At 73.8% G+C, this 17001-nt stretch carries 16 protein-coding genes and 1 riboswitch; of the genes, 7 read left to right on the top strand and 9 right to left on the bottom strand.

The genetic code is table 11. The features are described from left to right. Positions 1–277 precede the first annotated feature (277 nt). Positions 278–1525, top strand: coding sequence for an MFS transporter (locus tag N912_RS58200; RefSeq protein WP_037069538.1), 1248 nt, complete (start codon positions 278–280; stop codon positions 1523–1525). Positions 1526–1545: 20 nt separating this feature from the next. On the opposite strand, the gene N912_RS0142685 is transcribed toward N912_RS58200, so the two are convergent. Genes N912_RS0142685 through N912_RS0142670 form a run of 4 tightly spaced genes read right to left on the bottom strand, consistent with a single transcriptional unit; the run spans position 1546 to position 4754 of the window. Beyond that, positions 1546–2040 (bottom strand): beta-class carbonic anhydrase, encoded by a 495-nt coding sequence (locus tag N912_RS0142685; protein WP_028927256.1) that lies wholly within the window; start codon positions 2038–2040, stop codon positions 1546–1548. A gap of 41 nt (positions 2041–2081) precedes the next feature. Then, on the bottom strand, positions 2082–2867 hold the full coding sequence (locus N912_RS0142680; RefSeq protein WP_028927255.1) for an ABC transporter ATP-binding protein: 786 nt from the start codon (positions 2865–2867) through the stop codon (positions 2082–2084). After that, on the bottom strand, positions 2854–3891 hold the full coding sequence (locus N912_RS0142675; protein ID WP_028927254.1) for a taurine ABC transporter substrate-binding protein: 1038 nt from the start codon (positions 3889–3891) through the stop codon (positions 2854–2856). Before N912_RS0142675 ends, N912_RS0142680 begins: the two co-directional genes overlap by 14 nt. Before the next feature lie 5 nt (positions 3892–3896). After that, positions 3897–4754 (bottom strand): ABC transporter permease, encoded by an 858-nt coding sequence (locus N912_RS0142670; protein WP_028927253.1) that lies wholly within the window; start codon positions 4752–4754, stop codon positions 3897–3899. Positions 4755–5015: 261 nt separating this feature from the next. After that, positions 5016–5110: riboswitch (SAM riboswitch) on the top strand. On the opposite strand from N912_RS0142670, the gene N912_RS66855 reads away from it, so the two are divergent. The 5 genes from N912_RS66855 to N912_RS58190 all read left to right on the top strand — a co-directional run bounded on the left by N912_RS66855 (position 5104) and on the right by N912_RS58190 (position 10372). After that, positions 5104–5202: a putative leader peptide gene (locus tag N912_RS66855; protein ID WP_342670901.1), complete on the top strand. Its 99-nt coding sequence runs from the start codon at positions 5104–5106 to the stop codon at positions 5200–5202. (Overlaps the previous riboswitch by 7 nt.) A gap of 72 nt (positions 5203–5274) precedes the next feature. Then, complete coding sequence (locus N912_RS0142660) at positions 5275–6906, top strand: ABC transporter substrate-binding protein (protein ID WP_051581594.1); 1632 nt, start codon at positions 5275–5277, stop codon at positions 6904–6906. After that, positions 6907–7851, top strand: coding sequence for an ABC transporter permease (locus N912_RS0142655; protein WP_028927251.1), 945 nt, complete (start codon positions 6907–6909; stop codon positions 7849–7851). Positions 7852–7916: 65 nt separating this feature from the next. Further along, positions 7917–8747 (top strand): ABC transporter permease, encoded by an 831-nt coding sequence (locus N912_RS58195; RefSeq protein WP_245645863.1) that lies wholly within the window; start codon positions 7917–7919, stop codon positions 8745–8747. After that, positions 8744–10372: a dipeptide ABC transporter ATP-binding protein gene (locus N912_RS58190; protein ID WP_037069614.1), complete on the top strand. Its 1629-nt coding sequence runs from the start codon at positions 8744–8746 to the stop codon at positions 10370–10372. Before N912_RS58195 ends, N912_RS58190 begins: the two co-directional genes overlap by 4 nt. A gap of 24 nt (positions 10373–10396) precedes the next feature. Here N912_RS58190 and N912_RS0142640 read toward each other — a convergent pair whose 3' ends face one another. The 4 genes from N912_RS0142640 to N912_RS65375 form a co-directional block, all read right to left on the bottom strand. After that, positions 10397–11599 (bottom strand): acyl-CoA dehydrogenase family protein, encoded by a 1203-nt coding sequence (locus N912_RS0142640; protein WP_084211810.1) that lies wholly within the window; start codon positions 11597–11599, stop codon positions 10397–10399. A 24-nt stretch (positions 11600–11623) separates the two neighbouring features. Next, positions 11624–12799 carry an acyl-CoA dehydrogenase family protein gene (locus N912_RS0142635; protein WP_028927249.1) on the bottom strand — a complete coding sequence of 392 codons (1176 nt, stop codon included), beginning with the start codon at positions 12797–12799 and terminating at the stop codon, positions 11624–11626. A gap of 24 nt (positions 12800–12823) precedes the next feature. Next, a complete protein-coding gene (locus N912_RS0142630) occupies positions 12824–13648 on the bottom strand; it encodes a nitroreductase family protein (protein WP_028927248.1) in 825 nt (274 codons plus the stop codon). 190 nt (positions 13649–13838) lie between these two features. After that, positions 13839–14975 carry a helix-turn-helix domain-containing protein gene (locus N912_RS65375; RefSeq protein ID WP_051581576.1) on the bottom strand — a complete coding sequence of 379 codons (1137 nt, stop codon included), beginning with the start codon at positions 14973–14975 and terminating at the stop codon, positions 13839–13841. A 54-nt stretch (positions 14976–15029) separates the two neighbouring features. On the opposite strand from N912_RS65375, the gene N912_RS0142620 reads away from it, so the two are divergent. Beyond that, positions 15030–15575 carry an OsmC family protein gene (locus N912_RS0142620; RefSeq protein ID WP_028927247.1) on the top strand — a complete coding sequence of 182 codons (546 nt, stop codon included), beginning with the start codon at positions 15030–15032 and terminating at the stop codon, positions 15573–15575. 6 nt (positions 15576–15581) lie between these two features. Here N912_RS0142620 and N912_RS58180 read toward each other — a convergent pair whose 3' ends face one another. Further along, positions 15582–16775, bottom strand: coding sequence for an MFS transporter (locus N912_RS58180; RefSeq protein ID WP_051581575.1), 1194 nt, complete (start codon positions 16773–16775; stop codon positions 15582–15584). Positions 16776–17001 lie beyond the last annotated feature (226 nt).

Genomic DNA, 17001 nt, shown 5'->3' with positions numbered 1-17001 from the left:
TGCCCAGCACCACCCAGCGGTAGCGGAAACGGCGGCGGCTGGGCGTCACGGCCATGGTGCCCCTTCCGGACCGACGACGGTGTTGGTCTGTGGACTGGCCAATTCAGTGAACGGCGCCACACCCGCCGCTGTCAAGTGGCCGGCCGCGCCGGGGTGTGTACACCATCGGCGTCTACAACGGCCGCGACCGCACCGCGTGCAGGGAGGACGGCATGACGGCACACATCGGAGTCGTTCCGCGTATCGGAAGGTTCGTGCGTCCGGACTCGTCCGCCCGGTGAGCGGCGCCCCCGACCCGCATCCCATCGAGATCACCCGAGCACAGCGCCGCGTGCTGACCGTCCTGGTCTCCGCGCAGATCCTCAGCGGCGCGGGGCTGGCCGCCGGGGTCACCGTCGGCGCGCTGTTGGCCCAGGACATGCTCGGCTCCACCGGCATGGCCGGGCTGCCCAGTGCCCTGTTCACCAGCGGCTCCGCGCTCGCCGCCGTCGCGGTGGGCCGCCTCTCGCACGCCCGGGGCCGTCGCCTCGGCCTCGCCACCGGATACCTCACCGGCGCGATCGGCAGCCTCGGTGTCATCGTCGCCTCGGCCCTGGACGCCCCGGTCCTGCTGTTCGTCGCCCTGTTCGTGTACGGCGCGGGCACCGCGGCCAACCTGCAGGCCCGCTACGCCGGGGCCGACCTGGCCACCGCCTCCCACCGCGGCCGCGCCGTGTCCACCGTGCTGGTGGCCACCACCGTCGGCGGTGTCGTCGGCCCCAACCTGGCGGCCCCCACCGGCGCGCTGGCCCACGCCGTGGGCCTTCCCCACCTGGCCGGACCGTTTCTGCTCAGCACCGTCGCCTACGCGCTGGCCGCGCTCGTGCTGGCCGTCCACCTGCGCCCGGACCCCCTGCTGTTGGCCCGCGAGCTGGGCACGACCGACCCGGTGGCCGCGCCGGCCTCGACACGGGCCGGCGGCTCCGGCAGGGGAGTCGCCGTCGGCGGGTTCGTCATGGCGCTGACGCAGCTCGTGATGGTGGCGATCATGACCATGGCACCGGTCCACCTGGTCCAGCACGGTCACGGCACGGCCGCCGCCGGGTTCGTGATCGCGGTCCACGTCGCCGCCATGTACCTGCCGTCACCGTTGACCGGCTGGCTGGTCGACCGCGTTGGCCGGCTGCCTGTCGCCGCCGCGTCCGGGGCGACGCTGCTCGGGGCGGGGGTGCTCGCCGCGGTCGCGCCCGGCGACTCCGTGGCGCTGCTGGCGGTGGCGATGGCGTTGCTCGGGCTGGGCTGGAACCTCGGGCTCATCGCGGGCACGGCCGTGATCGCCGACACCGTGCCGCTGGCCACCCGCGCAAAGACACAGGGCGCGGTGGATGTCTCCATCGCCATCTCCGGAGCCACCGGCGGAATGGGATCCGGGCTCATGGTCGCGGCCACCAGCTACCCGGCGCTCGCCCTGGCCGGCGGCGTCCTGGCGCTCGCGGTGATTCCGGCCGCCGCCCTCACCGGTCGGGTCGGGGGCGTGGCCCGGTGATCAGCTCATGGTCGTGCGAACTACGGCCTCCTGACCTCGTCGAGCTTCCCGGTGGCAACGTCGAAGACGAAGCCGCGGATGGATGTCTTCTTCGGGATGAACGGGCTGGCTTCGATGCGCGCGATGGACTGCCGGACATCGGCGTCCAGGTCGGAGAACGACTCGGCCGCCCAAGGGGGCTTGATACCGGTTTCCTGTTGGATCGCGGCCTTGAAGGCGTCGTCGGTGAATGTCAGCATGCCGCAGTCGGTGTGGTGGATGAGGATGATCTCCTCGGTGCCGAGCAGGCGCTGGCTGATCGCCAACGAGCGGATCTCGTCATCGGTGATCACACCGCCGGCGTTGCGGATGACATGGGCCTCCCCTTCCCGCAAGCCGAGGATGCCGTAGACGTTGAGCCGGGCGTCCATGCAGGCCACGACGGCGAGGTGCTTCGCCGGTGGGAGGGGCAGCGGCCCGATGAAGGACGCGGCATATGCGGCGTTGTGTTCGAGCAGTTCGTCGGTGACAGACACGATGATCTCCCTCAGATCGATCGATGCGGTGACTCTCGCGATCAGGTTGCCGTCCGAACCGCGCGGGCGACCTCGTTGCGCAGCTCGGCGAACCGGGCCGACTCGCGGACCTCGGCCGGGTCGACAGCGCCGCGCGGCAGGTCCACCGGCAGGTCCAGCGCGACCCGCCCGGGACGCGGGGTCAGTACGACCACGCGGGAGCCGAGGAACACCGCCTCGTCGGCGCTGTGGGTGACGAACACGGACGTGCGGGCGGAGTCGATGCTCACCCGCCGGACGTCCTCCTGCAGCCGCTCCCTGGTCAGCGCGTCGAGCGCGGCGAACGGCTCGTCCAGCAGGAACAGCGGGTTGTCGGCGGCGAGCACCCTGGCGATGGCCACCCGTTGCTGTTGGCCGCCGGAGATCTCCCAGATCCGCCGGCGGGCGGTGTCGTGCAGGCCGACCCGGTCCAGCAGCGCCTCCCGCCGGGCCGGGCGCTCCCGCTTGGGCACCCCGGCGTAGCGCAGCGCGAGGTCGATGTTCCCGCCGACGGTGCGCCAGGGGAACAGCCGGGGCTGCTGGAACACCACGCCGGCGGACCTGCCTGGCTCCGGCGGGTGCCCGGCGACGAGCACGGTTCCTTCGCCGGCCGGCTCGAAACCGGCGATCAGCCGGAGCAGGGTGGTCTTGCCGCAGCCCGAGGCGCCGGCCAGCACCAGGAACTCCCCGGCCGGGATGTCCAGGCTCAGCGGCCCGACGGCGGTGACGCTGCCGTAGCGGTGCGTCACCCCGGCCAGCGAGACCGCGGCCGCCGTCCGGACCGGGGCCGGCGCGCTACTGGAGCTCACCGGGCAGTCCGGTCAGGTACAGCGAGCCGCGCAGGAGCTCCGGCGTCGGCGCCTTGTCGATCTGCTTCTGGTCGAGCAGGAACCTGGCGGCGCTGCCCAGGTTGTTCGCCAGGTTGCCGGGGTTGCCGTCGGTGCCCAGCCACTCCGGGGAGGCGACCTGCGCGGGCGTGAGGTAGACGCCCTGTTCGAGCTGGGCGAGCGCGGCGTCCGGACCGATGTTGAGCTCCTGGCCGATGTGGGTGGCCGCCGCGCGGCGGTCGCGCGCGATGAGCTCCAGCGCCCGGGACTGCGCCTTGCGCCAGGCCGCCACCACCTCCGGGTGCCGGGCGATCAGCTGGTCCGAGACCACCGCGAGGTCCAGGGTGGGCTTGCCGTCGGTGGCGATCGTCCGGCTGGTGACCAGGGTGGTGCCGGAGCCGCGCAGCTGGTCCAGGGTGGGCAGCCAGGTGTAGGCGGCGTCGATGTCGCCGCGCTCCCAGGCCGCGATGATGGCCTGCGGCTGCAGGTCCACCAGCCTGACGTCGGACGCGGACAGCCTTGCCTTGGCCAGCGCGGCCAGCAGGCTGTAGTGCGCGGTGGAGGCGAACGGGGTGGCGACCCGCCGCCCGCGCAGCTGCTCGACCGAGCTCACGCCGGATGCCCGCCGCGCCACCAGCGCCTCGTTGTCGCCGGCCACGTCCAGCACGAACGCCACCTTGTACGGGATGGGCGAGGCGCCGGACAGGCCGCGCGCGACCGGGCTGGAGCCGATCGCCCCGATGTCCACCGCGTCGCCGAGGAAGGCCTGGTTGACGCTGGCCCCCGACTCGAACTTGGTCCACTTGATCGTGTAGCCGGGCAGCGCCTGCTCCAGCCAGCGCTGGTTCTTCACGATCAGGTCGCCGCTCGGGAACGCCTGGTAGGCCAGCCGCAGCGTCTTGTCGCGGTCGCCTCCACCGCCGCCGCCCGGCCCCGCGCACCCCGCCGCGAGCCCCACCACGACGACGGCGGCGAGCGCGCCCAGCACCCGGTTGAAACGTCTCATTACGATCAGAGCCTTCCTCGCCACGGGACGATCCGGCGTTCGGCCAGTTGCAGCAGCGCGTCGATGAGCAGGCCGGACACCCCGATCACCACGATTCCCACCAGCACCACCGGGGTGTTGTTGTAGTTGGCGGCGTCGCGGACCATGCCACCGATCCCCGGCAGCCCGTTCACCAGCTCCGCCGCGACCAGCGAGGAGTACGCGACGCCCACCGCCAGCCGGATGCCGGTGATCGTCTCCGGCAGCGCCGAGGGCACCACCACGTCCCTGACCACCTCGAACCGCCCGGCGCCCAGCGCCCGCGCCGCCTCGACCAGACCGCGCGGCGCCGCGATCACCGCCGTCGTGGTGGCCACCGCGACCGGCGGGAACGCCGCCACCGCCAGCAAAGTGATCTTGGGTGGCTCGTCGATGCCCAGCCAGATGATCAGCAGCGAGAAGTAGGCCAGCGGCGGCAGCGCGCGCAGGAACGTCACCCACGGCTCGAACACCGCCCGCAGCCACGGCGTCAGCCCCATGACCAGCCCGAGCGCGATCCCCAGCGCGATGCCGGCCCCGGCGCCGTAGAGGATCCGCCCGATGCTGATCAGGAAGTGCTCGTAGAGGAACGTGCCGGAGTAGCCGCGGGTGCCGTCGTGCGTGACCGAGGTCTGCACGAACGCGCGCCACACCGCCCCGGGGCCGGGCACCAGCGTCTCGTTCCACAGCCGCAGCGACACCACCAGCTGCCACAGCGCGACGAACGCCACCAGCGAGAGCAGCGGCAGCCCGAGCCGGGCCAGCCGCGACCCACGCCGTCGGGCGCGGGCACCGGGCGGCGGCGAGGCGCGGCCGGGCGCGGTTCGCGGGCCTGCGAACGTCATGAACACCCCTGTGGATGAAACCGTCGCGCGCGGGTGGGACTGTCGGGCGGTGGGTCAGCGGCTACAGACGCCGCCGCGCAGTCGACACAGATCAACAGCGATGCGCCGGATCAGGGCCGTGGCGGTCACGGTGCACTTTGTACAACACGCGATCCGTCTGGGCAACGCCTCCAGAGTCGGTGGTCGCGGATCACACCGCTTCGACCTGCACGAACGCCGGTTATTCTTGACTACACCAGTAATGTTTGTGCATATTTGGGCGAACCATCCAGAGCGGCCGAGAGACCTGGCTCGTCGACGTCGCAGCAACCCCCCGCGCGAGCGGGAGCGGGTGCTACCGCCGGGACCGATGGAGGTCGTTGTGCGCTCGTTCTACGGAGACGGCGGCTGCTGCTATCGGCGGCATGTCGACCTGCTGCGGGTGGCCAGCGCCGCCTGTACCCGCTGAGTCGCGCCTCCCCCGTCCGTAGCTCGGCACATCGGTCCGCGACCCCGTGTCGCGGGGAATCCCTCGGTGATCATGTCCATAGTGGACCATGGCCGGCCGCCGTCGCGCGGCCCGTTCCGGCTGGTCGGTGTCGCGCTCGTGGTCGCGCTGGCGCTGGCCGGATGCGGCTCCGGCGGCTCGACCGGCGCCGCCCCGACCGGCCCCGCGCGCCCGGGCGGCACGCTGCGTGTCGCGGTGTCCAGCGACCAGGGCTGCGTCGACCCGCAGCAGGTGGGCAGCAACGACAGCATCTACTCGGCGCGCCAGCTGGTCGACTCGCTGACCGACCAGGACCCGGGCACCGGGCGGATCACGCCGTGGCTGGCCACCGCCTGGGAACCGAACCAGGACGCCAGCGCGTACACCTTCACCCTGCGCGAGGGCGTGACGTTCGGCGACGGCACGCCGCTGACCGCCGAGGTGGTCAGACAGAACTTCGACCGGATACCCGAGCTGGGCGCGCGGGCCACCCTGGCCAAGGGCTACCTGGCCGGCTACCGGGGCACCACCGTGGAGGGTCCGACCCGGTTCACCGTGCGGTTCGCCGCGCCCAACGTGCAGTTCCTGCAGGGCACCAGCACGCACAGCCTGGGCATCCTGGCCCCGGCGACGGTGTCCCGCTCGGACGACGAGCGCTGCCAGCGGGTGGTCGGCACCGGCCCGTTCGTGCTCGGCGACTACGTCAAGAACCTGTCGATCACGCTGACCAGGCGCGCCGGCTACCGGTGGGGTTCGCCGCTGTGGGCGCACCAGGGCGAGGCCTACCTGGAGCGGCTGGAGTTCCGGATCGTTCCGGAGTCCGGGGTGCGCACCGGCAGCCTGGTCTCCGGCGAGGTGGACGCCATCGGCAGCATCGGCCAGCAGGACGAGCAGCCGTTGACGACAGCCGGGGTGCAACTGCTCGATCGGGCCAACCCGGGCATCCCGTTCGGGATCAGCTTCAACCTGGCCAGGCCGCTGGTCTCCGAGCCCGCGGTGCGCGCCGCGCTGTCGCTGTCCGTCGACCGGCCCGAGCTGGTGAGCGCGGTGTTCACCTCGAAGACGCGCCCGGCCACCGGCGTGCTGTCCTCGACCACGCCGGCCTACGCCGACGCGGGCGCCGCGCTGAGGTTCGACCCCGACCAGGCGGGCGCCACGCTGGACGCGGCCGGCTGGCGCCCCGGGCCGGACGGGATCCGGGTCAGGGACGGGCGGCGGCTGGGCTTCGCGCTGACGTTCTTCTCCAACGCGGCGACCAACAAGCCGGCGCTGGAGCTGATCCAGCAGCAGGCCCGGCGGGTCGGCATCGAGCTGCGGCTGGTCGAACGGCCCATCGCGGAGAACACCCAGGTGCAGCAGGGCGGTGACTTCGAGGCGATCTGGGGCAACATCACCAGGGCCGACCCGGACATCCTGCGCGGCTGGTACTGGACCGGCGGGGCGAACTACTACCGGTTCCCGCCCGGCGAGCTGGACGGCGTGCTCACCGCGCAGGCGGGGGCCGCCGACCCGGCCCGCCGGGCCGAGCTGGTGGCCGCCGCGCAACGGCGGCTGCTGCGCGAGCACAGCGTGGTCCCGGTGGTGGAGCTGAGCACGGTGCTGGGGGTGGCGCCGGGCGTGCGAGGGGTCAGGTTCGACGCCTCGTCCCGGATCACGCTGTCCGACGCGTCGAAGGCCGAGGACTAGATGGGCAGGTACCTGGCGCGGCGGCTGGGCCTTGCCGTCGGCGTGCTGTGGGCGGCGTTCACCGTGTCGTTCGTGGTGCTCTACCTGCTGCCGGGCGACCCGGTGGCGGCGATGGCCGGCGGCGGGCTGGACGGCGAGCCGCTGACCCCCGCCCAGTTGGACGCGTTGCGCGCCCGGTACGGACTGGACAAGCCGCTGCCGGTGCAGTACGCGACGCGGCTGTGGGCGGCGCTGCACGGCGACTTCGGGCTGTCCGTGCAGAGCGGGCAGGACGTCCGCGCGGAGATCGCGCACGCGCTGCCGCCGACGGTGTCGATCGCGCTGGCCGGGCTGGCCGTCGCGGTGGTCGTCGGCACCGCGCTGGCGCTGGCCGCGACCTACACGCGGGTGGGCTGGCTGCGGCAGGTGCTGATGTCGCTGCCCTCGCTGGCGGTGTCCCTGCCGGTGTTCTGGGTCGGGCTGATGCTGGTGCAGCTGTTCTCCTTTCAGCTGCGGCTGCTGCCCTCGGTCGGCGCCCGGGGGCCGGAGTCGGTGGTGCTGCCGGCGCTCACGCTCGGGCTGCCCACCGGCGCGCTGGTCGCCCAGGTGCTGGCCCAGAGCCTGGCGCAGGCGCTGGACGAGCCCTACATCGTCACCGCCCGCGCCAAGGGCGTCGGCCGGGTGGCCATCCACCTGGGGCACGCGCTGCGCAATGCCGCGCTGCCCGCGCTCACCGTGCTCGGCTACATCGCCGGGCACCTGCTCGCCGGGGCGGTGGTGGTGGAGACGGTGTTCACCCGGCCCGGGTTGGGGCGGCTGACGGTGCAGGCGGTGAGCGTGCGGGACATCCCGCTGGTGCAGGGCGTCGTGGTGTTCGCCGCGCTGGTGTTCGTGCTGGTCAACCTCGCGGTGGACCTGGTCTACCCGGTGCTGGACCCGCGCATCGCGACGGGGGCTCCGGCGTGACCGACCTGGTGACGCTCGTGCCGTCGCGCGACCCCGGCCGGGTCGCCCCGGTGTCCCCGCCGGCGGTGGGGTGGCGGCGGGTGGCCGGGTTCGTCGGCCGCCGGCCGGGGCTGGTGGTGTCGGTCGGCTACCTGGCGCTGGTGCTGTTCGCGGCGTTCGCCCCGGGCGTGCTGGCCGGCGGCGACCCGCTGGCCGGGGTGCCGGCGCTGCGGCTGCGCCCGCCGTCGGCCGCGCACCCGTTCGGCACCGACTACCTGGGCCGCGACCTGTTCACCCGGGTGGTGCACGGCGCGTCGCTGTCGCTGCGGGCCACGGTGATCGCGGTGGCGGTGGCGCTGGTGGTCGGCGGGGTGATCGGGCTGCTCGCCGGGTTCGTGGGCGGCTGGGTGGACGAGTGGCTGATGCGGTTCGTGGACACCCTGCTGGCCATCCCGGCCGTGCTGCTGTCGCTGGCGCTGATCGCCGCGCTGGGCTACGGCACCACCAAGGTGGCGATCGCGGTCGGGGTCGCGAGCGTGGCCAGCTTCGCGCGGGTGATGCGGGCGGAGACGATGCGCATCCGCCGCGCCACCTACGTCGAGGCGGCCCGCGCGGTCGGCACCCGCTGGTACGCCACGCTGGGCCGCCACGTGCTGCCCAACGCCGCCGGCCCGGTGCTGGTGCTGGCCGTGCTGGAGTTCGGGCTGGCGATCCTGCAGGTGTCCGCGCTGAGCTTCCTCGGCTACGGCGCGCCGCCGCCGGCGCCGGAGTGGGGCGCGCTGATCGCGGACGGCCGCAACTACCTGGCCACCTCCTGGTGGCTGTGCGCGCTGCCCGGGTTCGCGATAGCGGCCACCGTGCTGTCGGTGAACCGGGTCTCGCGGGCGTTGGACGGCGAGTGGACGAGGGGAACATGACCGAGAACGCGCTCCTTCAGGTCGAGGACCTGCACGTGTCGTACCGGGTCTCCGGCGGGGTGGTGGAGGCGGTGCGCGGGGCGTCGCTGCGGGTGGCGCCCGGCGAGGTGGTCGCGGTGGTCGGCGAGTCCGGCTCGGGCAAGAGCACCCTGGCGCACGCGCTGATCGGGCTGCTGGCGCCGAACGGGCGCCGCGACGCCGGGCGGGTGCTGCTGGGCGGTCGCGAGCTGACCGGGCTGCCCGAGCGGGCGCTGCGCGAGGTGCGCGGGCGCCGCGTCGGGCTGGTGCCGCAGGACCCGACCGTCTCGCTGAACCCGGTCAGGAAGATCGGCGCGCAGGTGGCCGAGGTGCTGCGCACGCACCGACTGGCCGATCGGCGGCGGGCCCGGCTGGACGCGGTGGAACTGCTGGCCAGGGCCGGGCTGCCGGATCCGGAGGTGCGCGCCGAGCAGTACCCGCACACGCTGTCCGGCGGCATGCGCCAGCGGGTGCTGATCGCCATCGCGATCGCCGCCGGCCCGGAGCTGTTGATCGCCGACGAGCCGACCAGCGCGCTGGACGTCACGGTGCAGCGCCAGATCCTGGACCACCTGGAGCTGCTCGGCCGCGAGTCCGGCATGGCGATGCTGTTGATCACCCACGACCTCGGGGTGGCCACCGACCGGGCGGACCGGCTGGTGGTGATGCGCCAGGGCAGGGTCGTCGAGGAAGGCGCGGTGGCCGACGTGCTGCGCCGCCCGGCCCAGGCCTACACCCGCACGCTGATCGACAGCGCGCCCGGCCTGGGCGCCGCCACCGCGTCCCCGCACCCGCCGCGGCACACCGCCCCGGTGGCCGGGGTGACCAACCTGGTCAGGGAGTTCCCGCTGCCCAGGGTGAACGGGCGGCGCGGGGTGCTGCGGGCGGTGGACCGGGTCAGCTTCGGCATCGGCCGGGGCGAGACGCTGGCGCTGGTCGGCGAGTCCGGGTCGGGCAAGTCCAGCACCGCGCGGCTGCTGCTGCGGCTGGACGAGCCGACCTCCGGGTCGATCCACTTCGACGGCGTCGACGTGACGGCGGTGCGCGGGCGGGCATGGCGCGAGCTGCGCCGGCGCGCGCAACTGGTCTACCAGAACCCGTACGCCTCGCTGGACCCGAGGTTCCGGGTGGACGAGGTGATCACCGAGCCGCTGCGGGCGTTCCGGGTGGGCTCCCCGGCCGAGCGCCGGCGCCGGGCGGCCGAGCTGGTGGAGCGGGTGGCGCTGCCGGCCTCGGTGCTGGCCCGCAAGCCGGCGGAGCTGTCCGGTGGGCAGCGCCAGCGGGTGGCGATCGCGCGGGCGCTGGCGCTGTCCCCGGACCTGGTGGTGTGCGACGAGCCGGTGTCCGCGCTGGACGTCTCGGTGCAGGCGCAGGTCCTGGAGCTGCTCGCCGAGCTGCAGCGCGACGCCGAGCTGAGCTACCTGTTCATCTCCCACGACCTGGCGGTGGTGCGGCGCATCGCGCACCGGGTCGGGGTGATGCGCGCCGGGCGGCTGCTGGAGCTGCGGCCCACCGAGGAGCTGTTCGCCGACCCGGCCGAGGACTACACCCGCGAGCTGCTGGCCGCGATCGCCGGCCACCGGCGGCTGGACCGGGCGGCCGGGTAGGGCATGGCACAGCTCATGGCACGGCTAGGGGAACAGGCCGAGCGCCGTGCGGCCGATGACGTCGAGCACCGCGTCGGAGTTGGGCGGGTGCAGGCTGCCGGTGCGCACGTCGCGGTAGAGCCGTTCCAGCTCGTGGCGCTTGCTCACCGAGGACGCGCCGACCACCTGCACCGCCACGTCCACCACCTGCTTGGCGGTGCTCACCGCGAACTCCTTGGCGGCGAACAGGCGCGGCGTCCACCACCGCCCGTAGTCCGCGCTGTCCTCCAGGTCCGCGACCGCCTTCTCCAGCAGCGACCACGCCGCGTCCAGCGCGATCTCGGCCTGCCCGATCTGGCGCTGCACGGCCGGCTTGTGCGCGTGGGTCCGGCCGGGCAGGGCCAGCGTCCCGCGCCGCACCGACGCCTGGATGGCCAGGTCCAGCGCGCGCCGGGCGATGCCGAAGTACACGTTGGACACCAGCGGCAGGTACCACTGGAAGATGCCGGCGACGAACGGCGGGTAGGGGCCGCCGAGCTCCTGCACGGCCACCACCCGCTCGGCCGGCACCGCCACCGACTCCAGGACCGTGTCGTCGCTCGCGGTCGCGCGCACCCCGAGGGCGTCCCACACCGGCACCGTGGACACGCCGGGGCTGTCCCGGTCCACGAACGCGTGCACGATCTTCGGGCGGTCCGGGTCGGAGTCGTCGCGCCCGTGCAGGCCCAGCTTGTCCCACACCGGGGACAGCGAGGTGAACGTCTTGCGCCCGGTGAAGGTGTACCCGCCCTCCGGCCGGGGCACCGCGGAGGTCAGCGAGTCGTCCAGGCCGAGGTCGTTGCCGGGCTCGCCGTGGCCGGCCGCGAGCACCGCGCCGGAGCCGACCGCGTCGAGCAGCCAGCGCAGCGTCGTCTCGCCGCGCCGGTAGAGCGCGGTGGTGGGGCCCGTCCAGTACAGGTGCATGTTCACCGCCAGCGCGGTGGCCGGCGCCCAGTACGCCAGCCGGCGCTGCTCCCTGGCCAGCGCGCCCAGCGGCAGCCCCCGGCCGCCGAACTCGGGCGGGATGGGCGCCACCAGGTAGCCGGCGGCGCGCAGCTCCTCGAAGTCCTCGGCGAAGAACGCGTTGTCCCGGTCGTAGCCGGCGGCGCGCTCATGGAACCGGGCCAGCTGCGCGTCGGTGAGCAGCACGCCCTTCTCGGCGGCCGGCGAGACCGGGGAGCTCGGGTTCACGATGGGTGCGGCGGTCACGGCGACCCCTTTCTCGGTGCGGGCTCAGGTCACCGGCGAGTTGAGGAAGCCGCCGGGGACGGTGCCGGTCACGGCGTAGCGGCCGACCAGCGCTGCCTTGTAGATGGCCGGGTTGTGCGAGGAGACGGTCCTGGCGTTGCGCCAGTGCCGGTCCAGGCCGAGCGCGGCCCGGGTGGCCGAGGCGCTGCCCGCGTCGAAGGCCAGCCAGGACGCCTCGCCGACCAGCCTGGTGTTGACCACCTGGGTGGCGGCCGACTCCACCAGCGCGCGGCGCAACACCTCCGGCCGGCCGGCGGCGTCCCGCAGCGTGGCGGCCAGCAGCAGCACGTTCGCCCTGGCGCTGAACGCGCGGCTGTGCACCTCGCCGACCACGCCGAGCACCTGCGGGTCCTCGCGCGGCTCCTGCGTCGGCGCCAGCGGGTAGCTGCGCGTGCGGCCCCTGACCACCTCGGCCAGGTCGTCGGCCAGCCGGCGGATGATGCCGGCCTGGGTCGCGGAGTGGACGAACTGGTAGAACGCCTCGGCGAAGTCGTTGACCTCGGGGTTGTCGTGCGGGAAGACGTAACCGGGGTCCACCGGCACCCTGTCGAACACCGCGGTGCCGCTGGCGGTCAGGCGCTGCCCGAAGCCGTCCCAGTCGTCGATGACCTCCAGCCCGGGCGAGCCTCGGCGCACCACGACCGCCTGGAACCGGCCCTCGTGGCGGACCAGGACGTTGAGCCAGTCCGCGAACAGGCTGCCGGTGGTGTAGTACTTGCGGCCCCGCAGGAACAGCCGGCCGTCCTCCTCGACCAGGGTGGTGCCCAGCGACACCAGGTCGGACGAGGTGCGCTCGGCGCCGGCCGGTCCGAAGAACTCCCCCCGCCCGGCCGAGGCGAGCAGCGCGTCCCGCTGGTCACCGGCCGGCCACTGCCGCAGCAGCTCGACCAGCCCGAGGTGGCCGCGCAGGATCTGGCTCAGGTTGGACTCCGCGGCGGCCAGCGAGACCAGCACCTCGGCCAGCTCGGGCAGCGAGGCGCCGTATCCGCCGTAACGGGCGGGCACCCGCAGCGCGCCGATCCCGGCCCGCAGCAGCTCGGCCAGCTCGTCGCGGGGCAGCACCCGGCCCCGGTCGCGCTCGGCGGCGTCCGCGCCGATCTTCTCGATGACCTCCGCGATGTCGCGCAGTGCCGCCGTCTTCCCGGCGCCGTCGGTGACCATGCGATCTCCTTACTCGAAGCCGGCCTAGCGCAGCGGAAAGCCCTGCGTGTGCAGCGACTGGCGCATGGTTCGCCGGCCCGCCAGCCCGTCCTTGGCGGACACCCGCCAGGCCAGCCGGTCCTTCACCCAGTCCGCCGGGAGCTCCTGCTCGGTGTAGTAGCGGTTGATCCGCTGGCTGTACTCCTCGATCAGCTCGTCGGTCACCGGCGTGTACCGCTCCCGGTGCAGCACCACCCGCTGGGACAGCCTGGGCTTGATCCCGGCCGGGTCGTTCGGGTCCGGGATGCCGACCGCGAGCCCGAACAGCGGGAACGCGCGCTGGGGCAGCGCCAGCTCGGCGCACACCGCGTCCACGTTGTTGCGCAGCGCGCCGACGAACGTGACGCCGTAGCCCAGCGACTCGGCGGCGATCGCCGCGTTCTGAGCGGCCAGCGTCGCGTCCACGACGCCGGAGATGGTGCTGTCGATGTAGTCCAGGGCGTCGGTCGGGTGGCCGTGCCGCTCGGCGACCGAGCTCGGCCGGGCCCAGTCGGCGACCCAGATCAGGAACAGCCCGGCGTCCCGGATCAGCTGCTGGTCGGCCGCGAGGGTGGCGATCCGGTCCCGGCGGGCCCGGTCGCGGATGCTCACCACGCTGGTCAGCTGCAGGTTCGCCGAGGTGGACGCGGACTGCGCGGCGGCGACCAGCACCGCCAGGGTGTCCTCGTCGACCTCCCCGGGCAGGAAGTGGCGGACCGTGCGGTGCGCCAGCAGCAGCTCGATCACGTCGTTGGTCGGGATCGAGCCGGTGTTGACGTCGGGCCCGTAGCGCCGCGTGAGGGCCTCGGCGGCGGAGGGTCGATCACCCATGGCAGTCCATTCCCGCTTTCTGGAGCCGAACGTGGGCGGATGCCGCGTCCTCGCGGCGTGGAGATCATCCGGACGCCCGGCTGTCGATCAGCGACGGGCGGAGCGGAGCACTTACGAAGTATCGGCGAGCCCAGCTCTAAACTCAAGCTCCAATTTGAAAGGATCTGACCGGTGAAACTGAAGCAGTGCTTCAGCCGTGTTCCTGCCAGAACACCAGAGCCTCGTCGTCGCCCAGGTTGCGGCAGCTGTGCACCCCGCCGGAGTGCACGGTGAGCGCGTCGCCCTGCCGCAGGATCGGCCGCGCCGACGGCAGGATCACCTGGACCAGCCCGCTGCCGACGAGCAGGGTCTGCGGGTACTCCCGCCGGAAGATCGGTGACGCCGCGCCGCGCGGCGGGATGCGGATGCCCGCGGTGCGCAGCCGCAGCGCGTCGCTGTCCACCAGGTGGTGGGCCTGCCCGGGGCGGCCGACGTCGTCGGCGCGGGACAGCTCGTACGGCGGCGGCAGCCCGCGCAGCAGGTGGTCGACGGACATGCCGAGCTTGGCGGCCAGGTCCACGACCGTCTCCAGGGACAGCGCGTGCTGGCCGCGTTCGGCCTGCGAGATGGCGCTCCCGGAGACGCCGACCATGGCGGCCAGGTGGGCCTGCGTCCAGCCGCGCTGGCGGCGCACGGCGCGCAGCCCTCGGCCCAGCATGGAGGCCGCGGTGGTCGCCTCGGCCACCAGCTCGCCCCCCGGCGTGACCCGGTACGGCAGCATCGCGCCGCGCACCTCGGCGCCCCTGCCGTCGGCGCGCTCGATGCGCAGCTGCCCCGACCTGGCTTCGAGGACGCACTGGGCCAGCGTCTGCAGCCCGGCGCCCTCCTCGGTCAGCGAGTCGAACCAGTGGATCACCGCGCCCCGGCGCAGGGTGAACCGGGCCAGCCTGGCGATGTCACGCTCGAACGAGGCGTCCGGGCTGGCCGCGCGCAGCGGCCGCAGGTCGATGGCCACGGCGACGCCCACCGTCAGGTCGGCCTCGGCGGTGAGCGCGTCGAACAGGTCCTCGGCCCCGCCCGGCCGGAACGGCACCGGGTCGAACCCCTCGGCCGGCGGCCCGTCGCCCGCGAGCGTGACCCGGAGCCGGCGGCGGAACGAGTCGGTCCTGCCCGCCGCGCCGAGCACGCCGGCGACCAGCTCGTCGGCGGCCGGCCCGTCCTCGGCCAGCCCCCAGAAGACGTTCTCGCCCCAGTACAGCCCGTGCAGCAGGTCGTCCAGCGGCGCGATGCCGAACCGCGCGTTCCCGCCCACCGCCGCGCCGTCGAGACGGTCGGCCTCCCGCGTCATCACAGCCCTCGAAGCTCAGGTTGACAGCAGCACGAGCACCGTACAGGCCGGGCCGTGAGCGACACCCCGCCGACGCTCCGGTCGGGGATCAACGGCATCTCCGCCGGCGACCGCGCCATGATCATCGATCAGCTCAGCGACGCGCGGCGGGTGCGGGCGTTCAGCGGCCCGTGGGACGTCACGGCGCGCTGGGTCACCGGGTTCAGGTCGACGGCGGCGGTGCGGGGCCACGAGATCCGCTTCGACCAGCCCGGCGACGTCGGCGCCGACGACTCCGACCCGACCCCGCACGAGTACCTGCTCGCCTCGATCGCCGGCTGCCTGATCGCCGGGGTGGTCATGCACGCGACCGTGCAGGGCGTGCGGCTCAGCTCGCTCACCGTGGAGGTCGCCGGGACCTTCGACAACGTGCTCAAGTGGGCCGGGCTGGACGAGTCCGGCAATCCCGGGTACCGCGGCGCCGAGGTGCGCGCCAGGATCTCCGGCGAGGCCGCGGACGACGTGCTCAGGGACATCTGGGACCGGGCGCTGGCCGGCTCGCCGGTGGCCCAGACGATCAACCGGCGGACGCCGGTGCTGGCGGTCGTGGACGTCGTCTGAGCGGTGCTACACATGGCGGGGCCGGCCGGCGAGCGCACCGGTGACGGTCTGCGCCGCGATCACCACCAGCAGCATCGCCAGCGGGGCGCGCCAGCCGCCGGTCAGGTCGTGGACGATGCCGAACGCGAGCGGCCCGGCGCCCGCGATCAGGTAGCCGACGCCCTGGGCCATGCCGGAGAGCCGCGCGGTGTCCTCCCCGGTGCGCGCCCGCAGCGCGATGACCGTCAGGGCCAGCGAGAACACGCTCATCCCCAACCCCAGCAGCAGCGCCCACAGCAACGGCGCCGCGCCCGGGGCCACCAGGAAGCCGCCGGCGCCGGCGAGCCCGCACGCGCCCAGGCCGACGATCCACCCGCTCGGCCCCGCCCGCCGCCGCGTCGCGAGCGGCGGAACCAGCAGGCTCACCGGCAGCGCGACGATCGTCAACAGCCCCATCAGCACCCCGGCGTCCTCGCGCCCCACACCCGCGTCCAGCAGCACCTGCGCCAGCCATCCGATCACCGCGAACGCCACGAACGCCTGCAGCCCGAAGAACGCCGTCACCGTCCACGCCAGCGGGCTGCGCCACAGCGACCGCCCCGAACCGGCGGCCGGCGGCGACCCAGGCGCGCGGCGCGGCCCCCCGACCAGCCAGACAGCCAACGCGACCGCCGCGAGCACCGCCCACGACCCCAGCGCCGGCCGCCAGCCGCCCAACACCACCGCCAACCGGGGCGACAGGGCGAACGCGACCGCCGCGCCGGCCTGCAACGCCGCCGTGTACAACCCGGTCAGCAACCCGACCCTGGCCGGGAACGACGTCCTGACCACCACCGGGATCAGCACCCCGGCCACCGCGATCCCACCGGCCGCCACCACCGTGGCGACCAGCATCAGCACCGGCCCGCCGACCACCCGCACCACCAGGCCGACGCCCACCAGCGCGAGCGCGACCCCGATCGTGACCCGCAACCCCAGCCGGCGCACCAGGGCGGGCGCCACCAACCCCGCGCCGGCAAAACACAGCACCGGGATCGTGGTCAACGACCCCGCCCACGCCGCCGAGGCACCCAACGCACCCCGCGCCTCGTCGAGCAGCGGCCCCACGCTCGCGATCGCCGGCCGCAGGTTCACCGCGACCAGCAGCACCGCCACCACGAGCAGCGCACCCCCGGCCGCCCTGGACACGTCCGCATCCGCGCGCTCCGCGCAGGGGCTCATCGCGGGCTCCTCTCGACCAGCCTTCGAATCAATGAAGTAGGACTTGAATCTACTCCCGGCAGCTACTGCACAAGATGAGCTTGAGTTTAGCCCGCCTACCATCCATACTTGACTCTCGCGGTCTTCAGCACCACCGCCCACACGTTTCGCACCGGCGCGAGATGTGACCTCGGACCCGTGTCCGCTCACCCCCGGGTCCGCCGCCCGCACCCTCGCCGGAGGTCCT

It is taken from the genome of Actinospineispora acaciae DSM 45401 (genome assembly GCF_000620785.1).
In the GTDB taxonomy this organism is placed as follows: Bacteria; Actinomycetota; Actinomycetes; order Mycobacteriales; family Pseudonocardiaceae; genus Pseudonocardia; species Pseudonocardia acaciae.
The sequence above is the reverse complement of the archived record's forward strand: the minus strand, read 5'-3'. Positions and strand labels throughout refer to the sequence as shown.